This window comes from Paenibacillus ilasis, assembly GCF_043195395.1.
GTDB classification, from domain to species: domain Bacteria; phylum Bacillota; class Bacilli; order Paenibacillales; family Paenibacillaceae; genus Paenibacillus_AQ; species Paenibacillus_AQ lautus.
On the sequence record NZ_JBHDJG010000001.1, the window covers coordinates 1702557 to 1717096 of the forward strand.

14 protein-coding genes, 1 pseudogene and 1 riboswitch are annotated in these 14540 nt (G+C 48.8%); of the genes and pseudogenes, 9 read left to right on the top strand and 6 right to left on the bottom strand.

The features are described from left to right. The first annotated feature begins 25 nt into the window (after positions 1 to 25). The 3 genes from hxlA (at position 26) to ACETK5_RS08220 (ending at position 1726) form a co-directional block, all read left to right on the top strand. The gene (hxlA, locus tag ACETK5_RS08210; protein ID WP_100537834.1) at positions 26 to 658 is read left to right on the top strand and encodes a 3-hexulose-6-phosphate synthase; all 633 of its coding nucleotides are present in this window, start codon (positions 26 to 28) and stop codon (positions 656 to 658) included. A 6-nt stretch (positions 659 to 664) separates the two neighbouring features. Continuing rightward, positions 665 to 1228 carry a 6-phospho-3-hexuloisomerase gene (gene hxlB, locus ACETK5_RS08215; protein ID WP_100537833.1) on the top strand — a complete coding sequence of 188 codons (564 nt, stop codon included), beginning with the start codon at positions 665 to 667 and terminating at the stop codon, positions 1226 to 1228. Between the two features lie 81 nt (positions 1229 to 1309). Then, on the top strand, positions 1310 to 1726 hold the full coding sequence (locus ACETK5_RS08220) for a winged helix-turn-helix transcriptional regulator (protein ID WP_127593673.1): 417 nt from the start codon (positions 1310 to 1312) through the stop codon (positions 1724 to 1726). A gap of 141 nt (positions 1727 to 1867) precedes the next feature. Here ACETK5_RS08220 and ACETK5_RS08225 read toward each other — a convergent pair whose 3' ends face one another. The 3 genes and pseudogenes from ACETK5_RS08225 to ACETK5_RS08235 form a co-directional block, all read right to left on the bottom strand. Further along, positions 1868 to 2374 carry an SRPBCC family protein gene (locus tag ACETK5_RS08225; protein WP_394055036.1) on the bottom strand — a complete coding sequence of 169 codons (507 nt, stop codon included), beginning with the start codon at positions 2372 to 2374 and terminating at the stop codon, positions 1868 to 1870. 29 nt (positions 2375 to 2403) lie between these two features. After that, positions 2404 to 2721, bottom strand: a pseudogene (locus ACETK5_RS08230) (ArsR/SmtB family transcription factor). 24 nt (positions 2722 to 2745) lie between these two features. Continuing rightward, a complete protein-coding gene (locus ACETK5_RS08235; protein ID WP_100537830.1) occupies positions 2746 to 3084 on the bottom strand; it encodes a DUF1801 domain-containing protein in 339 nt (112 codons plus the stop codon). A gap of 610 nt (positions 3085 to 3694) precedes the next feature. On the opposite strand from ACETK5_RS08235, the gene ACETK5_RS08240 reads away from it, so the two are divergent. Together ACETK5_RS08240 and ACETK5_RS08245 are read left to right on the top strand one after the other, a co-directional pair. Further along, positions 3695 to 4903, top strand: coding sequence for a GTP-binding protein (locus ACETK5_RS08240; RefSeq protein WP_100537829.1), 1209 nt, complete (start codon positions 3695 to 3697; stop codon positions 4901 to 4903). 399 nt (positions 4904 to 5302) lie between these two features. Further along, complete coding sequence (locus tag ACETK5_RS08245) at positions 5303 to 5554, top strand: YolD-like family protein (RefSeq protein ID WP_100537828.1); 252 nt, start codon at positions 5303 to 5305, stop codon at positions 5552 to 5554. Between the two features lie 82 nt (positions 5555 to 5636). Here ACETK5_RS08245 and ACETK5_RS08250 read toward each other — a convergent pair whose 3' ends face one another. From ACETK5_RS08250 to ACETK5_RS08260, 3 genes are all read right to left on the bottom strand, one after another. Continuing rightward, the gene (locus ACETK5_RS08250; RefSeq protein ID WP_100537827.1) at positions 5637 to 6740 is read right to left on the bottom strand and encodes a CobW family GTP-binding protein; all 1104 of its coding nucleotides are present in this window, start codon (positions 6738 to 6740) and stop codon (positions 5637 to 5639) included. Further along, complete coding sequence (locus ACETK5_RS08255; RefSeq protein ID WP_394055040.1) at positions 6741 to 7712, bottom strand: TIGR03943 family putative permease subunit; 972 nt, start codon at positions 7710 to 7712, stop codon at positions 6741 to 6743. 97 nt (positions 7713 to 7809) lie between these two features. Further along, on the bottom strand, positions 7810 to 8820 hold the full coding sequence (locus tag ACETK5_RS08260; RefSeq protein WP_100537825.1) for a permease: 1011 nt from the start codon (positions 8818 to 8820) through the stop codon (positions 7810 to 7812). Between the two features lie 157 nt (positions 8821 to 8977). After that, positions 8978 to 9057, top strand: a riboswitch (ZMP/ZTP riboswitch). Between the two features lie 66 nt (positions 9058 to 9123). Between ACETK5_RS08260 and ACETK5_RS08265 the strand changes: the two genes are divergently transcribed. From ACETK5_RS08265 to ACETK5_RS08280, 4 genes are all read left to right on the top strand, one after another. Beyond that, complete coding sequence (locus ACETK5_RS08265) at positions 9124 to 9972, top strand: bifunctional 5,10-methylenetetrahydrofolate dehydrogenase/5,10-methenyltetrahydrofolate cyclohydrolase (RefSeq protein ID WP_326120268.1); 849 nt, start codon at positions 9124 to 9126, stop codon at positions 9970 to 9972. Positions 9973 to 10287: 315 nt separating this feature from the next. Further along, positions 10288 to 11280 carry a LacI family DNA-binding transcriptional regulator gene (locus tag ACETK5_RS08270; protein WP_100537823.1) on the top strand — a complete coding sequence of 331 codons (993 nt, stop codon included), beginning with the start codon at positions 10288 to 10290 and terminating at the stop codon, positions 11278 to 11280. A gap of 181 nt (positions 11281 to 11461) precedes the next feature. After that, complete coding sequence (locus tag ACETK5_RS08275; protein WP_394055043.1) at positions 11462 to 12964, top strand: glycoside hydrolase family 32 protein; 1503 nt, start codon at positions 11462 to 11464, stop codon at positions 12962 to 12964. Next, positions 12961 to 14382: a sucrose-specific PTS transporter subunit IIBC gene (locus ACETK5_RS08280; RefSeq protein WP_394055045.1), complete on the top strand. Its 1422-nt coding sequence runs from the start codon at positions 12961 to 12963 to the stop codon at positions 14380 to 14382. Before ACETK5_RS08275 ends, ACETK5_RS08280 begins: the two co-directional genes overlap by 4 nt. Positions 14383 to 14540: the final 158 nt, after the last annotated feature.

The following is a 14540-nucleotide window of genomic DNA, read 5'->3' on the forward strand; positions in this document are numbered from 1 at the left end:
ACACTCATAAGGAGAGATTGACAATATGGAACTTCAATTGGCATTGGATTTGGTGAATATTCCGGAAGCAAAACAAGTGGTGGCTGAAGTCGCCGAGTTTATCGATATCGTGGAGATCGGCACGCCGGTTGTCATTAACGAAGGGCTTCATGCCGTAAAAGCGATTAAAGAGGCTTTCCCGCATCTGCGCGTGCTGGCCGATCTAAAAATTATGGATGCGGGCGGTTATGAGGTCATGAAGGCATCCGAAGCGGGCGCGGATATCATTACGGTGCTGGGCGTATCCGACGATTCCACGATCAAAGGCGCGGTGGCGGAAGCCCTCAAGCAAGGCAAGCAGGTCATGGTGGATATGATCAACGTAAAGGACATTGAAGGAAGAGCACGGGAGATTGATGCGTTCGGCGTCGATTACATTTGCGTGCATTCCGGATACGATCACCAGGCGGAGGGTAAAAACTCATTCGAGGAATTGGCTGCGATCAAACGTGTCGTTAAACATGCGAAGACCGCCGTTGCGGGAGGAATCAAAATCGAGACGCTCCCTGAGGTGATCCAGGCGAATCCCGATCTCGTCATCGTCGGCGGCGGAATTACAAGCCAGACGGACAAGAAGGTTGCAGCGGCTCAAATGAACCAACTTGTGAAGCAGGCTTAAATCAGAATGAGTCAAAAGATATTTCAACAAGCAGCCGTCGTTGCCAAGGAAATCGCGGAATCCATACAGCAGGTTGATGCTGTCCAGATCGAGGAATTAATTGAACGGATCGAGCAATCCGATGCTATTTTCTTGGCAGGGGGCGGCAGATCCGGTCTGATGATCCGAGCATTTGCGATGCGGTTAATGCAGATGGGATATAAGGTGCACATCGTCGGTGATACGGTAACTCCGGCCATCGGCGCGCGGGATTTACTATTTATCGGTTCAGGCTCCGGCGAAACGCAGAGCTTGGTGGCGATGGCTCAGAAAGCCAAGGATATCGGGTCGGCCGTAGCGGTCGTAACGGTGAAACCCGAATCACGTATCGGTCAGCTGTCGGATGCCATGGTTCAGCTTCCGGGCACAACGAAGGAGCAGAATCAGGATACTCTCGTCACCGTTCAACCGATGGCTTCATTATTTGAGCAAAGCATGCTGATCGTGCTCGATGCGGTTATCTTGAGATTAATGGAGAAGAGTGAGCTCCACTCGGACCAAATGTTTGGCCTGCACGCCAATTTGGAATAAGGTGCTATCATGTGATGTTTTCCACTTTTGTTGATATGCCCGCACCCGTTGTATACTATAGGCAAGAAGGGGTGATGCATTATGGCAAACGAGGTCAAGCAGCGAATTAATCTGAAGGAAATAAACTGCCATAAGGAGTTAACCCTGGCGGTCATCGGCGGCAAGTGGAAACTGATCATCCTATGGCATCTTGGCTTGGAGGGCGTTAAACGCTTCGGTGAACTGAACCGAATGATTCCCCACATCACGCAAAAAATGCTGACCAATCAGCTGCGTGAACTAGAGGAAGATCAGCTCGTTCATCGCATGGTTTATCCCGAGGTTCCGCCTCGAGTCGAATATTCGCTCACGCCTTATGGGGAGAGCTTGATGCCAATTTTGAAGTTGATGTACGATTGGGGAAAAGATTACGGCGAACAGGTCATCTGGAAAGACGGCGAGTTGCCTGAGAATAAAGACGATGAACAGGCAGCGGAACAAGCAGTCGCCCAGAAGTAGTAGTTTCTCGAATATGCATGGATAAGCCTCCTTAAATTTTAAGGGGGCTTTTTAAATGAGGGATGCTGAATTCTGAAGAATTAAAAAACGGCGAACAAATAGGTTCGCCGCAGTTGGTTTGCGCTTCCTTGATCAATGTAATTATTGCTGGCTTTCGAGGTATTCAGCGAGTTGATCAAAAGTACCGCCAAATCCTTGTTTCACCATTGGAGCCATTTCATCAAACGCTGCCAGTTCTTCCGCAGTTGCGCTTATAGGGCCTCCCTGCATGGTAAGCGTCGTTTTTCCTTCGATTTCTTCAAATGTGATGATATTCATAATTTCAAGCGGCCAGTTTGCGTTAAAAGGTGCACGTATCGTGTTACCTTCCTCATCTGAGAATGATTGAACGAATACCAGTTTCTCAGGAACGATAACTTCCTGATATACAAATTTACCCCACATGGCTTGGTTGCCGTCCGGAGACTTCTGACAACCTAGGAACATGCCTCCAGGACGTACATCCATTTTAATAACTTCTAAGGAAAAACCTTGAGGCCCCCACCATCTGCCGAAGTGTTCAGGGTCGGTCCAAACTTTAAAAACCAGTTCTCGAGGGGCATTGAAAACACGTGACAGAAGTAAGCCTTGTTTGCTTTGCTCAGTCATTTGAATTCCTCCTAAGAAGGTAGCGACTGCTACCTTTTCTTTTGTAATTTTTCCAAATAATCCTCAAGTTGATCTAAGCGCTTCTCCCAAATACCGCGGAACGATTCCAACCATTCGTCCATCCCTTGAAGCGGTTCAGGACGTAGTTTATAAATGCGTCGATTAGCCTCTGCTTGGATTTCTACCAGTCCTGCTTCATACAATATTTTTAAATGTTTGGAAGTCTGAGGTTGCCGGATATGAAGACGATCAGCAATCTGACCGACGGTTGAAGGACCTTCTCATAATAGTTCGACAATCTGTAATCGGTTAGGTTCGGCTAGTGCGTTCAACGTTGTCTGTTTCATAGGACCTTACCCCCGATCTAGTTATTACAACGAACTTGATGCTTGAACTAACAGTTCAGATAGCAGTTCATAGTCTGGAGTATCATCTTTTCGAATTTTAAGCCATTTTCGTTCGGGTGGACCATCGAAATTTTTGGGGACTTCTAGATTTGTTGTGTTCATGATCATAAAAGCGATTGCATCTTTTGATGGTGAAATCACAGCTGCATAATGTCCGTTTTTTAGAAAATGCGGTTTTTTGTACTGAATCCGTTCTTCTACCTCCGGAATGGCTTCATGGACCATGAGTCGAAGCTTTTTGCCGACTTCTATTTGCCATGGCAGACTAAGGTTTTCAATGAACGAAATTACTTCTTGGCTCATATCTTATCCTCCTTATTTGTGAAGATTAACCAATGATTGATTATAATATACCATCAAGGGAATATTCCTGTAAAGGAATATTTTGAATTGAATATTGCCTCCTTAGAGGATTGTAACTGAACTAAATTTGACTATAAAGTGAGAACAATCGAGAGTAGTTTACCGTATGTTGAGTACCACATGATAGTTTTACCGTAATACTATGTAAGCATAGAAAATGCGAGAATGACACGCACGGCTGCATGAATGCGGCATACGATCGTGGCGTAAATCTTCTCGCCTTAAGTTTTTCATTATCAATTTTTAATATTAATATTGATCTTCTTCTCTCCTCATGTGGTAGTGATGGCGATTTTCTCCTTTTCGTCTTGAGATGATTCATATTATATATACAAACGATTAGTGACACTTGACCAAAAGAAATTGGGCTAACAAGATAAAAGTTGAAAATAGTGAGGAATTAAACCTCCGGCACACAAATGCCGGAGGTTTGTTTTGTTTGAAGGAAAGTTATTTTGCACGGAAGGATTGACAATTTAACGGAGGAGATATAATATCATACCGTATAAATCGTAATAATTACGATTAACGAATGGAGGAAGTTCAATAGATGAATAACAACAATAGGATTCCGGTTACAGTACTCAGCGGTTACCTCGGGTCAGGCAAAACGACGGTGCTGAATCATGTGCTACATAATCGCGATGGATTGAAGGTAGCGGTCATTGTGAACGACATGAGCGAAGTGAATATTGACGCGGATTTGGTTCGAGGGGAAGGGAGTCTGTCCCGAACGGATGAGAAGCTGGTCGAAATGTCCAACGGCTGCATCTGCTGCACGCTCCGGGAAGACCTGGTGCAGGAAGTTCAGAAGCTGGTACAGGAAAACCGTTTTGATTATATCCTCATTGAATCAACGGGTATCAGCGAGCCCGTGCCCGTTGCGCAGACCTTTGTCTATCCGGATGAGGTGTCCGGCGTCCAGTTGTCCGACCTTGCCCGGCTGGATTGCATGGTGACGGTTGTGGACGCGAACCGGTTCTGGAAAGACTTCTCTTCGGGCCAAAGCCTGCTCGATCGAAAGGAGGCGCTGGGCGATGAGGATACGCGGGAAGTCGTGGATCTGCTGATTGACCAGATTGAAATGTGTGATGTACTGCTACTAAACAAATGCGATCTGGTAAGCGAAGATGAATTGGCCAAGGTGGAAGGCATCCTTCGTAAGCTTCAGCCAAGCGCCAAAATCATACGCACCGAGAAAGGACAAGTCGCTCCTACGGAAATTCTAAATACCGGTTTATTCGATTTTGAAAAAGCCAGTCAGTCCCCCGGCTGGATTCAGGAGCTTCAGAAGGAAGAGCATGTGCCGGAAACGGATGAATACGGCATCAGCTCTTTTGTATATCGGAGAAGAAGACCGTTTCATCCGGAGCGCCTGGCAGAATTCTTGAGTGATTGGCCGGAAGAGGTCGTACGTGCAAAAGGGATCGCTTGGCTGGCTGTACGTGAGGATGTTGCGGCAAGTTTAAGTCAGGCCGGTCCTTCGATTCAATTCGGGCCTGCAGGATATTGGGTGGCTGCTTTAACCGAGCAGGAGCAGCAGGAGCTGATTCAGAGTGAGCCGGATGTGCAGAGAAAATGGGATGGCGCCTGGGGAGATCGGATGACGGAGCTCGTGATGATCGGGATTGGGATGGAACAGACCCAAATCGAACAGAAGCTGGACGAATGTTTGTTGAACGATCAGGAAATGCAGCTGGATTGGTCGACTTTTCATAATCCGCTGCCATGGATGGCCATCGAAGAGCTATCGCTGTAAGGCTATATTTTTTTGAATGAAATTAATCGTAATAATTACGAACAGTTGAGGGGCCACTCGTAGTGGCTTTGCTGTTCTTGATATACAGAGCGTATTGATGAATGTCGGATTAACATCTCCCACATGATCAGGTTTTCTAGAATATGATCCCCTTTTCGTAGACAGTGCTGAAGAAGAGCGCTACAGTTTACTTAAAGGGGATATTTGTCATGGAAAGTTCAACAAGTTATTCCCTGTTTATACGCATATTCTAATCCTTCATTCCGCTGTCCCAAGTATTCTGAATCGTATTTCATGTATAATAGGAAGTAGATTCCTAATTCAGTTATCTTAAAAGTTCAGTTTTCATTGAGAATGTAATGCTGACGCATGAACAACATAAAGCAGGAGGACAAGGTTATGGCAAAAGCAAAAGTTCCAAAGAGACCCACTAGAGATGAGTTTGTACTAGAAGAGCTCGGAAATCAGCTTACGGAAGCATACCAGGAGGAATCGGTCATCGTACTGACGGTCTGGGGATGGGAAGAAGCGGTCCGCGGACAAATCGATCAAATGGATTCCCGCACAGGGAAGGTGCATATGAAACAGCATGGCGTCATTACAAAGGTTCCTTTTATGGACATTATGGAAGTGAATTATCCTCGGGACTAATCCGAAGCATATCGAAAAAGGAGATCCTCTGTGGACCTCCTTTTTTTTATATCTATTATCTATCCAACCAACCATCCAGCTTTCATTGCACCACGCCGCTTAGCAAGTCTTCCCACTCCTGGACGATGCGCGTTTTATTCAAACGATGGCCGATCAGCGTTAGATAGCCGCGCTGCAGCTGCAGCGTGCTTGGTTGGCACTCAAGCTGTGAACCCGCCCACTGAACTAGAGAGGGACCCGTCGAGAGATGAATGTAACCTTTGGCCCGAATCAGACTGGAGCCGAGAGCGGCGAGAAAAGTTTCAATTACGCTCATCTGAAGCGGGAAGGGAGATGGAGCAGATAATGTCAAGGTGTCCAGGCCCGTAAAGGAAGGGCTGCTGTGCCCGGACTCCTCTCCGTGCTGATGGCTATGGTGGTCAAGGTTAATGACTGTTCCCTCAGGGGCGTCGTGCCCATGCTTGCCGTGATCGTCAATCAACGGTTTGTCCTGCTTACGATCCGCAAGATTCCCTTGCCTCCGGTTCGAAGGTGGAGACGAATGGATCCCATCCTCCCGGGGCTGAAGCTGAAGCGACGTAAACACTTCATTCTCATCCAACCGGCTGTAGTCGGTTACGGCCAGACTTGCCGTCGTGTTTATTTTTCGGATGGAGGTGATGACTTTGTTGATCTGTTTATCGTCGCAGTCCCCCGCCTTGTTCAGGATGATCATATCCGCGAAGCTAATCTGCCCCCTCAGAGTGCGGACCAGTTCACGGCTGGATGCGAAGAAGCTGTTGTATTCAAGAAATTTGCTGCAGTCGGCCAAGGCGATTTTGCGCTGGATTGAGATTTGATTAGACAGGGATGGATCCTGCAGATCCTCCAGGATCTGTTCAGGATTCGCCACTCCGGTCGTCTCGATAAATATGAGATCAGGCTTCTGATTGAACAGGGTCTGTAATGCTTGACCCAGCTCGTCTCGCCTGGTGCAGCAGATACATCCGTCGAGCAGCTTCTCAATCGGAAGATCGGGCATTTCGCCGGAGACCGTATCGCCATCCACATCTTGTTCGCCCATCTCATTCATTAATACGGCGGTTCTCCACTGCCGCTTGGCGGCATACGCCAGCAGTCTGAGCAGCAGCGTGGTTTTGCCGCTTCCCAAAAACCCACTGATCAGTACAACAGGTATCTTGTTCATTTATTTGTTACCTCCCGGTATCGTTATGTTCGAATATAGTTCATCAAACTCCGCGACGGAGTCCGGATTCGTGAAAATGTAAGGGGATGCCGGCTGCTCAATCGGCTGAATCTGCTCCGCTTGAATTTGCAGAGTCTCTTTACCATTCAAGGTGGTAACCTGGATCGTGCCATCGATCTGAACCCACGTGTCATTAGCGAACGAGGCAGCATTTGTGCCGCGCACAAGAACCCCGAACGGGACAGCATCGGCCGTGCAGCACATCACGAGGAATCGGCTGACGGCAAAGATATTCTCATTCATATGTCCGTCGCGGAAGACGAAGCCTTGGACCGTGATGGCTTTACCTTGAAAATGCTCTTTATACATATCCATGGCCCCGACGGTTTCCGAGAAAATGTTCGGTTCCACCCGGATGACGGGCAGCGTATATAAGCGCTTGGCAAGCTCTGCAAACTCCACGCTATAGATGTCCTTGGCAACGAATCGTTCGTTTAATGTGAGGTCTTCTGGTACTCCCTGATCAACTTCGGGTAATCGTTTATCCGTGCCAGAAAAGACGGAAGCGTTGCGGTCATCGGTTTTACGGCGCACATCGGGATTCGGATAGGTGTAGATCATGCCTTTTTTGGCAGCCATATCGCTGCCGAGGGCTTGGTCCGGCAGGAGCAGGCCAAACAGCAGCGGCACCATGAATAGCCCGTATACCGTTACGTTTTTGACAAGGCCGGCAGGAAGGGGGTGCTCGCAATCACACACCTCTCCTGAATCACCTGCAAGGGAATGCCATATCATGCCGAATGCAATGAACAACAGCGGAACCGGGCATAGAAGCAGCAGGGTCTGCATATGAGGCGCTAAGTAATATTCAAGCGAATCTGAAGCGTTCAGATGCATGATATAAGCGGCGAGAGCCGCAACAAGCAGCGACCGGAGCGTATAGTGAATCCGTATCCTCAAACTGGACTTCATGGTCCCAATCACCTCCAATCTCAACGGGTACCTGGTGAGTCTGAACGGTCCCGGTAATCTCCTCTTCGTTTTTCGCAAATCTTCCTTCTCTCGCCAGCTAACCACCCAATAGAGCGTCAACGGCTACAGAGCCGATAAATACGAGCGTCATCACCAGCAGGCTTAAACCGATCACAAATTTGGTTTTGAAGGTAGCCGACAGCATGAGCAGGCTTTTGAAATCCAGCATCGGGCCGAGCACCAGGAAGGAAACAAGCGGGCCTACGGTAAAGGTATGCGTGAACGCCGATGCCACAAAGGCATCCGAAGTCGAGCAGAGGGACAGGATGAAAGCAAACCCCATCATGAACAAGTAAGAGGCGGCGGGACCGCTCCCCAATGCCAGCAGCTCCTCCCTTGGAATGAAGGATTGGATGCAGGCCGTCAGGAATGCGCCAAGAACCAGGTATTTGCCCATCTCAATCAATTCGTCTCCGGCGTGAACAAACATGCTTCTCCATGTTTTGGGATGCTCATGCAGCTTGCGTCCGCCATTGGCGGAATCCCGTTCGGAAAACTCTTGAAAAGAACGCTTGAGCGGGTTGCTCCTTGAAAAAACATAGACGAGCAAACCTACCGTCACCGCGACTGCAAAAGCCAGTCCCATCCGGCCGATCGTCACTTCGGGATGCGAACGGAAGGCCATGATCGTTGCAGCGAACACAATGGGGTTCAGGATGGGACCGCTGAGGATAAAGGTTACGGCGATGTAGGCAGGCATCCCCTTGAGCATCAACCTTCGGACGACCGGGATCATACCGCATTCACATATGGGAAACATAATCCCCAGCATGGAAGCGAACAGGACGCCGACGACCGGATTTTTGGGCGTGATACGACGCACCCACTGTTCTTTGACGAACATTTGCAGGAGGGACGAAATTAGCACCCCAAGCAGCACAAACGGAAGCGCCTCAAGGAAAATACCCGTAAAGATGGTTTTTACCTGCTGTATGTCATGGCTTGAGAGTAGACTTAAATCCTTCTGCAGCCATATCGTCAAGACCGGAATCACGAAGACAAGCGGAATAATGAAGGGCAGCATTCTGAAGATTACCGGATATTTCATTTGGGCCTCCTGGAGCGATTTGATCTTAGGACATTCTATGCTTGTACCATCAGCAACATACGTGATTCCCCTAAATTAATCAAAAAGATTACGATTTAAAATGGTCAGTTTCGTAATCGGTAGCGCGATGTCCAAAGTCGTGGTATATTAAAAAAAGTTATCTATGTGTTACTGGCGTAGCTTGGGGTACCAAGAGGGAGCACATAGGATCATATGCCGTACGCCTGGGCAAGAGGTAAGGAGACGATGAAGTCGCCTTGCCTCTTTATGTTTTTAAATACAATGGCGAAGGAGCGGATTAGCATGAGTAAGGAACCCGTAATTTTGGATGGAAAAAAGGTATCCGACGATATCAAGGCCAAGCTGGCCGTAAAGGTACAGGAATTGAAGCAGCAAGGGGTAACGCCTTGTCTGGCAACGATTCTGGTTGGCGATGATCCTGCCTCGGCGACCTATGTGCGGATGAAGGGAAATGCTTGCGAGCGGCTTGGCATCATATCCAAGAAAGTGGTACTGGAGACGTCAACAACGACAGCAGAGCTGATTGCCGCGATCCAAGAGCTGAACGAGGATCCGAATGTCCACGGCATTCTGCTGCAGCATCCGGTTCCGCATCATATCGATGAACGGGCGGCTTTTGATTCTATTGATATTGAAAAAGACGTGGATGGAGTGACCACGCTTGGTTTCTCGCAAAATGCGTTTGGTTTTGCCGATTACCCGTCTTGTACGCCTGCCGCGATTATTGCGATTATGGATTATTATGATCTGCCAATCGAAGGGAAGCATGCCGTGGTGGTCGGACGCAGTCCGATTCTGGGTAAGCCGGTATCGATGATGCTGCTTAATCGCAATGCTACCGTTACGATCTGCCACTCGAGAACGAAGAACCTTGGGGAGATTGTGTCCCAGGGGGATATCGTGGTTGCGGCCGTAGGCAAGCCTAATTTCATTCAAGGGGACTGGATCAAGCCGGGAGCCGTCGTATTGGATGCCGGCTATAATCCAGGCAATATCGGCGACTGCGATTACGAAGCCTGCGCGAAGTTGGCATCCGCAATTACACCAGTACCTGCCGGTGTTGGCCCCGTTACGATTGCTACATTGCTGAAGCATACCGTCGAATCGGCTGAGCGAACCGTGCAAGCCTAACAGTAACCATGTAATAACGGGATAAGGCACGGTTCATTTACGCGTCCCGAAAGGGGATTTGCATGGAGAATCCCCCTTTGAATCGCTTCGTTCCCCGCTAGAGTCTGGAACGCAGAAAAGTATTGCCCATCAAAGGCTCGGGGTGAAGTCTGCATTTCACGGATGCCCAGACGTCATGTTATAGTTAGGAAAAAGTGAAATCGAAGGGGAGAGATTCATGCACAAACGAATCATTGCCTGTTGTGTGGCGGAGCAAGGAGCTGCGGAGGTTTATCCGTTCGGTGCAGCGCCGCAAACGGCTCCCGGGAGAACCGAATGAAGAACACGATTGCAGATATTGCCAAAAAAGCCGGAGTTGCCAAAAGCACGGTCTCCCGTTTCTTAAACGGAGGTTCCGTCAGTCATGCGACACGCCAAAAGATTGAGCTGGTCATTCAGGAAACCGGCTATATTCCGAATTCGTTCGCACAGAGCTTGAAAGCGAAAAAAACCAACATGATCGGCACCATTGTGCCGCGTCTGGATTCATTCTCAGCATCGCAGACCGTTGCCGGCATGGACGAAGAATTAAGGAAACACGGTTATCAGCTTCTCATCATCAATGCAAGCCAGGATTTATCCAGGGAGATAGAAGCGCTGTATGATCTCGCTAGGCAAAAAATATCTGGCATTATTTTATTCGCCACCCAGGTGACGGAAACACATCTTGCCGCGATTAAAGAGATCAGCATTCCCGTCATTCTGCTCGGACAACAGCATAAGGAGGTCCACAGCATGATTTATAACGACCATGCCGCAGGCTATGACATGGGCCGATATGTGCTGTCCAAGGGACACCGTCATATAGCTTATATCGGTGTGACGGAAAAAGACGTTGCTGTCGGAGTTCAGCGGAAAGAAGGGTTTCTGAAGGCGTTAAGCGAGTATGACGGGGTGGAAGCGATTTTCTATGAAAGTGGATTTAAGATGGCGGATGGAGTTGCGGAGGCTTTGGCTATTTTTGAGCAAAACCGAACGATGCCTACTGCGGTGGTCTGCGCTACTGACAACATTGCGCTGGGCGTGATGAAAGCGGCGCACATGAGAGGCATTCATATTCCCAACGAACTCTCCGTTACCGGCTTTGGCGGATACGACGTAACCGAAGTGATTCATCCCGGATTGACAACCGTTAAATATGGATATTCCCAAGCGGGCCACCTCGCAGCTCAGCATATTATAAAGCTGGTCAACGACGAGCCTGTGGATTTCCTGACGGTCATGAATTGCGATATGATTCATCGGGAAAGCGTTGACAATCTAAATTAGGTATTTTATACTGAAAAAAACGGAACCGGTTCCAATACTGCTATTGCCTGGTATTGGAGCTGAGTTCATTATTTTTACCTCGAGTTGGAACCGGTTCCACTATAAGTGGATCAGGCTGGTGTTCACGCACAGCATGATCCGTTTGATGCTATTAGAAAGCCCATTTACAAGGAGAAGAGACATGGACAGAGAACGGAAATACCGACGCCTGGATCAGGCCTCTCCCGAAGAGATTTCCTCCTTAAAGGAGCAAGCAAAACAAAGCGAATGGAGGCAGAGGTTTCACATACAGCCCATCATGGGCTTGTTGAATGACCCCAACGGATTTTCTTATTATAACGGGGAATATCACTTGTTTTATCAATGGTTTCCGCTGGGTACGTTTCACGGCTTGAAATACTGGTACCACACCTCCTCCAAGGACTTGGTGCACTGGCAAAACAAAGGCATTGCCATTGAGCCCGGGCACTCGTTTGACGCATATGGCGCCTATTCGGGAAGTGGGATCGTGAAAGACGACAAACTGTATTTGATGTATACCGGGAATACCCGGGATGAGGGATGGAGCAGGCATTCTTATCAATGCATGGCAGTGATGGACCGCGTTGGCACCATTACGAAATTCGATCAACCGCTGATAGACCGTGTGCCGGACGGATATACCGAGCACTTCCGGGATCCGAAGGTATGGAAAGACGAAGACCTGTTCCGGTTTGTCATCGGCGCCCAGAGGGGTGATCAGACAGGAACGGCTGTTGTCTATGAATCACCGGATTTGCTGGATTGGACATGCAAAGGGGAAATCCAAACCCGTCTTGGATATTTCGGCTATATGTGGGAATGCCCCGATTATTTTGAACTGGAAGGACAGGGCGTGCTGCTGTTTTCACCGCAGGGGCTGAGTCCGCAAAACGACGAATTCCGGAACATTTACCAATCCGGCTACATCTCGGGCAAACCGCTGGATCGGGACACGCTGGAGTTTGAACACGGCCCCTTTTACGAGCTGGACCGAGGTTTTGATTTCTACGCACCGCAGACCATGCTGGATGAGAAGGAGCGGCGCATCATGGTAGGCTGGATGGGTTTGCCGGAGGTTGTCTATCCAACGGACTCGCATGGCTGGGCCCATTGTTTGACTCTTCCGCGTGTGCTCACTTTCCGTGAGGGCAAGCTGATTCAGCAGCCGGTCCCCGAGTTGGAAACGCTTCGTGGGACAGCCATGGAAGCAGCGGATACGTTATACAGCGAGGTGAAGAGTTATACAGGGTTAGAAGGGACCGTATTCGAGATGATATGCGAGTTCCATGCGATCGAAGCGGACGTTGTCGGCATTGAATTTCGAGCCGGCGAAACGGAGCGCACAGTCATTTGGTATGACGCTGTCAGGCAGAAGGTTACACTGGATCGCTCATCATCGGGTGCAACGATTGTGAGTGATTATGGAACGACACGAACCTGTATGCTGCATAACAAAGCAGACTCGATCAAATTCCATCTCTTTGTGGATATTTCTTCGGCAGAAGTGTTCGTCAATGATGGCCAAGAGGTGTTTACGAGTCGGATATTTCCCAAGGAGGACAGCCGTCATATTCGATTTTTTGCAAAGAACGGCAGCGCCGGCTTAAAGGTCACGAAGTGGGATCTTGCCCAAGCCGTAAAAGATATAGAAGGGGATGAATGAACATGGCAGCGGATCATCGGAAAATTGCAAGGCAGGTAGTGGAAGCCATCGGTGGCAGGGAGAACATTGCTTCCTTTGCCCACTGTGCTACGAGACTCCGAATTATGGTTCACGATCAAAAGAAGATAGACCAGAAGAAGGTCGAGAATATCGATAAGGTTAAAGGCGCTTTTTTTAACTCCGGTCAATATCAAATCATTTTCGGAACAGGAACCGTTAATCAGATTTTTGAAGCGGTTGAATCGCTTGGGCTGGAGAGCACAAGCAAGGATGAGTTGAAGTCCGAGGCGAAAAAATCAGGGAATCCGTTTCAGCGGGCGATTCGTACGTTCGGTGACGTGTTTGTGCCGATTATCCCGATATTGGTCGCCACAGGTTTGTTCATGGGATTACGGGGATTATTGACGCAAGAAACCGTCCTGGCCTGGTTTGGAGCGGTACCGGATGATATCTCGCCTAATTTTCTGCTCTTCACCCAGGTACTGACGGATACGGCTTTTGCTTTCTTGCCGGCATTGGTGGCATGGTCCGCATTCAGGGTGTTCGGAGGCAGCCCCGTGCTCGGTATCGTGCTGGGTTTGATGCTGGTTAACCCGGCTCTTCCCAACGCTTACAGCGTGGCGAACGGTTCGGCCGAAGCACTCATGCTCTTCGATTTCATTCCGGTTGTCGGATATCAAGGCTCGGTCCTTCCAGCCTTCTTCATCGGACTCCTTGGCGCGAAATTCGAGAGATTTTTGAGAAAACGCATTCCTGAAGCTATTGATTTGATCGTTACGCCATTTTTAACCTTGCTCGTTATGATCGTCCTTGGTCTGTTCGCAATTGGACCCGTGTTCCACTCCTTGGAAGAGGTCGTGATGAACGTGACGACTTTCTTGCTGGAGCTGCCGTTCGGCATTGCGGGTCTTGTGATCGGCTTTTTTAACCAGATCATTGTGGTCACCGGTGTGCATCATATTTTTAACTTCCTTGAAATTCAGCTTCTTGAGAAGACGGGAAGCAATCCGTTTAATGCGATCGTGACAAGTGCCATGGCAGCGCAAGGTGCAGCTTGTCTCGCTGTCGGACTCAAGACGAGAAATAAAAAACTGAAGGCGTTATCCCTGCCATCAGCATTCTCGGCCATGCTGGGAATTTCGGAGCCTGCGATCTTCGGGGTCAACCTCCGTTACGTCAGACCGTTCGTTATCGCCTTGATCGGCGGCGGCGTGGGCGGTTTCATGGCTTCCATCTTCCAGCTTGAGGCTACGGGTATGGCGATTACCGTTATTCCGGGTACGCTCTTATACTTGAACAGCCAGCTTCCGCTTTATATTTTGTGCAACGTAACCGCGATGGCTCTAACTTTTGTGCTGACTTGGCTGTTCGGATTCAATGATAAAATGCTCGACGAGGTTCGCTCGGAAGCGAAATAAAGACCACAGAAGAAGTCCGTCTGTTATAGGCGGGCTCTTTTGTCGTTAGATAAGAAAATTACAGCACATGCACGAATTGTTAATGCAGATGGTATTATTAATTCATCCATATTTGATATCGTGAAAACCGTGCACCGGCGCGGTTTTTATGCATGTTC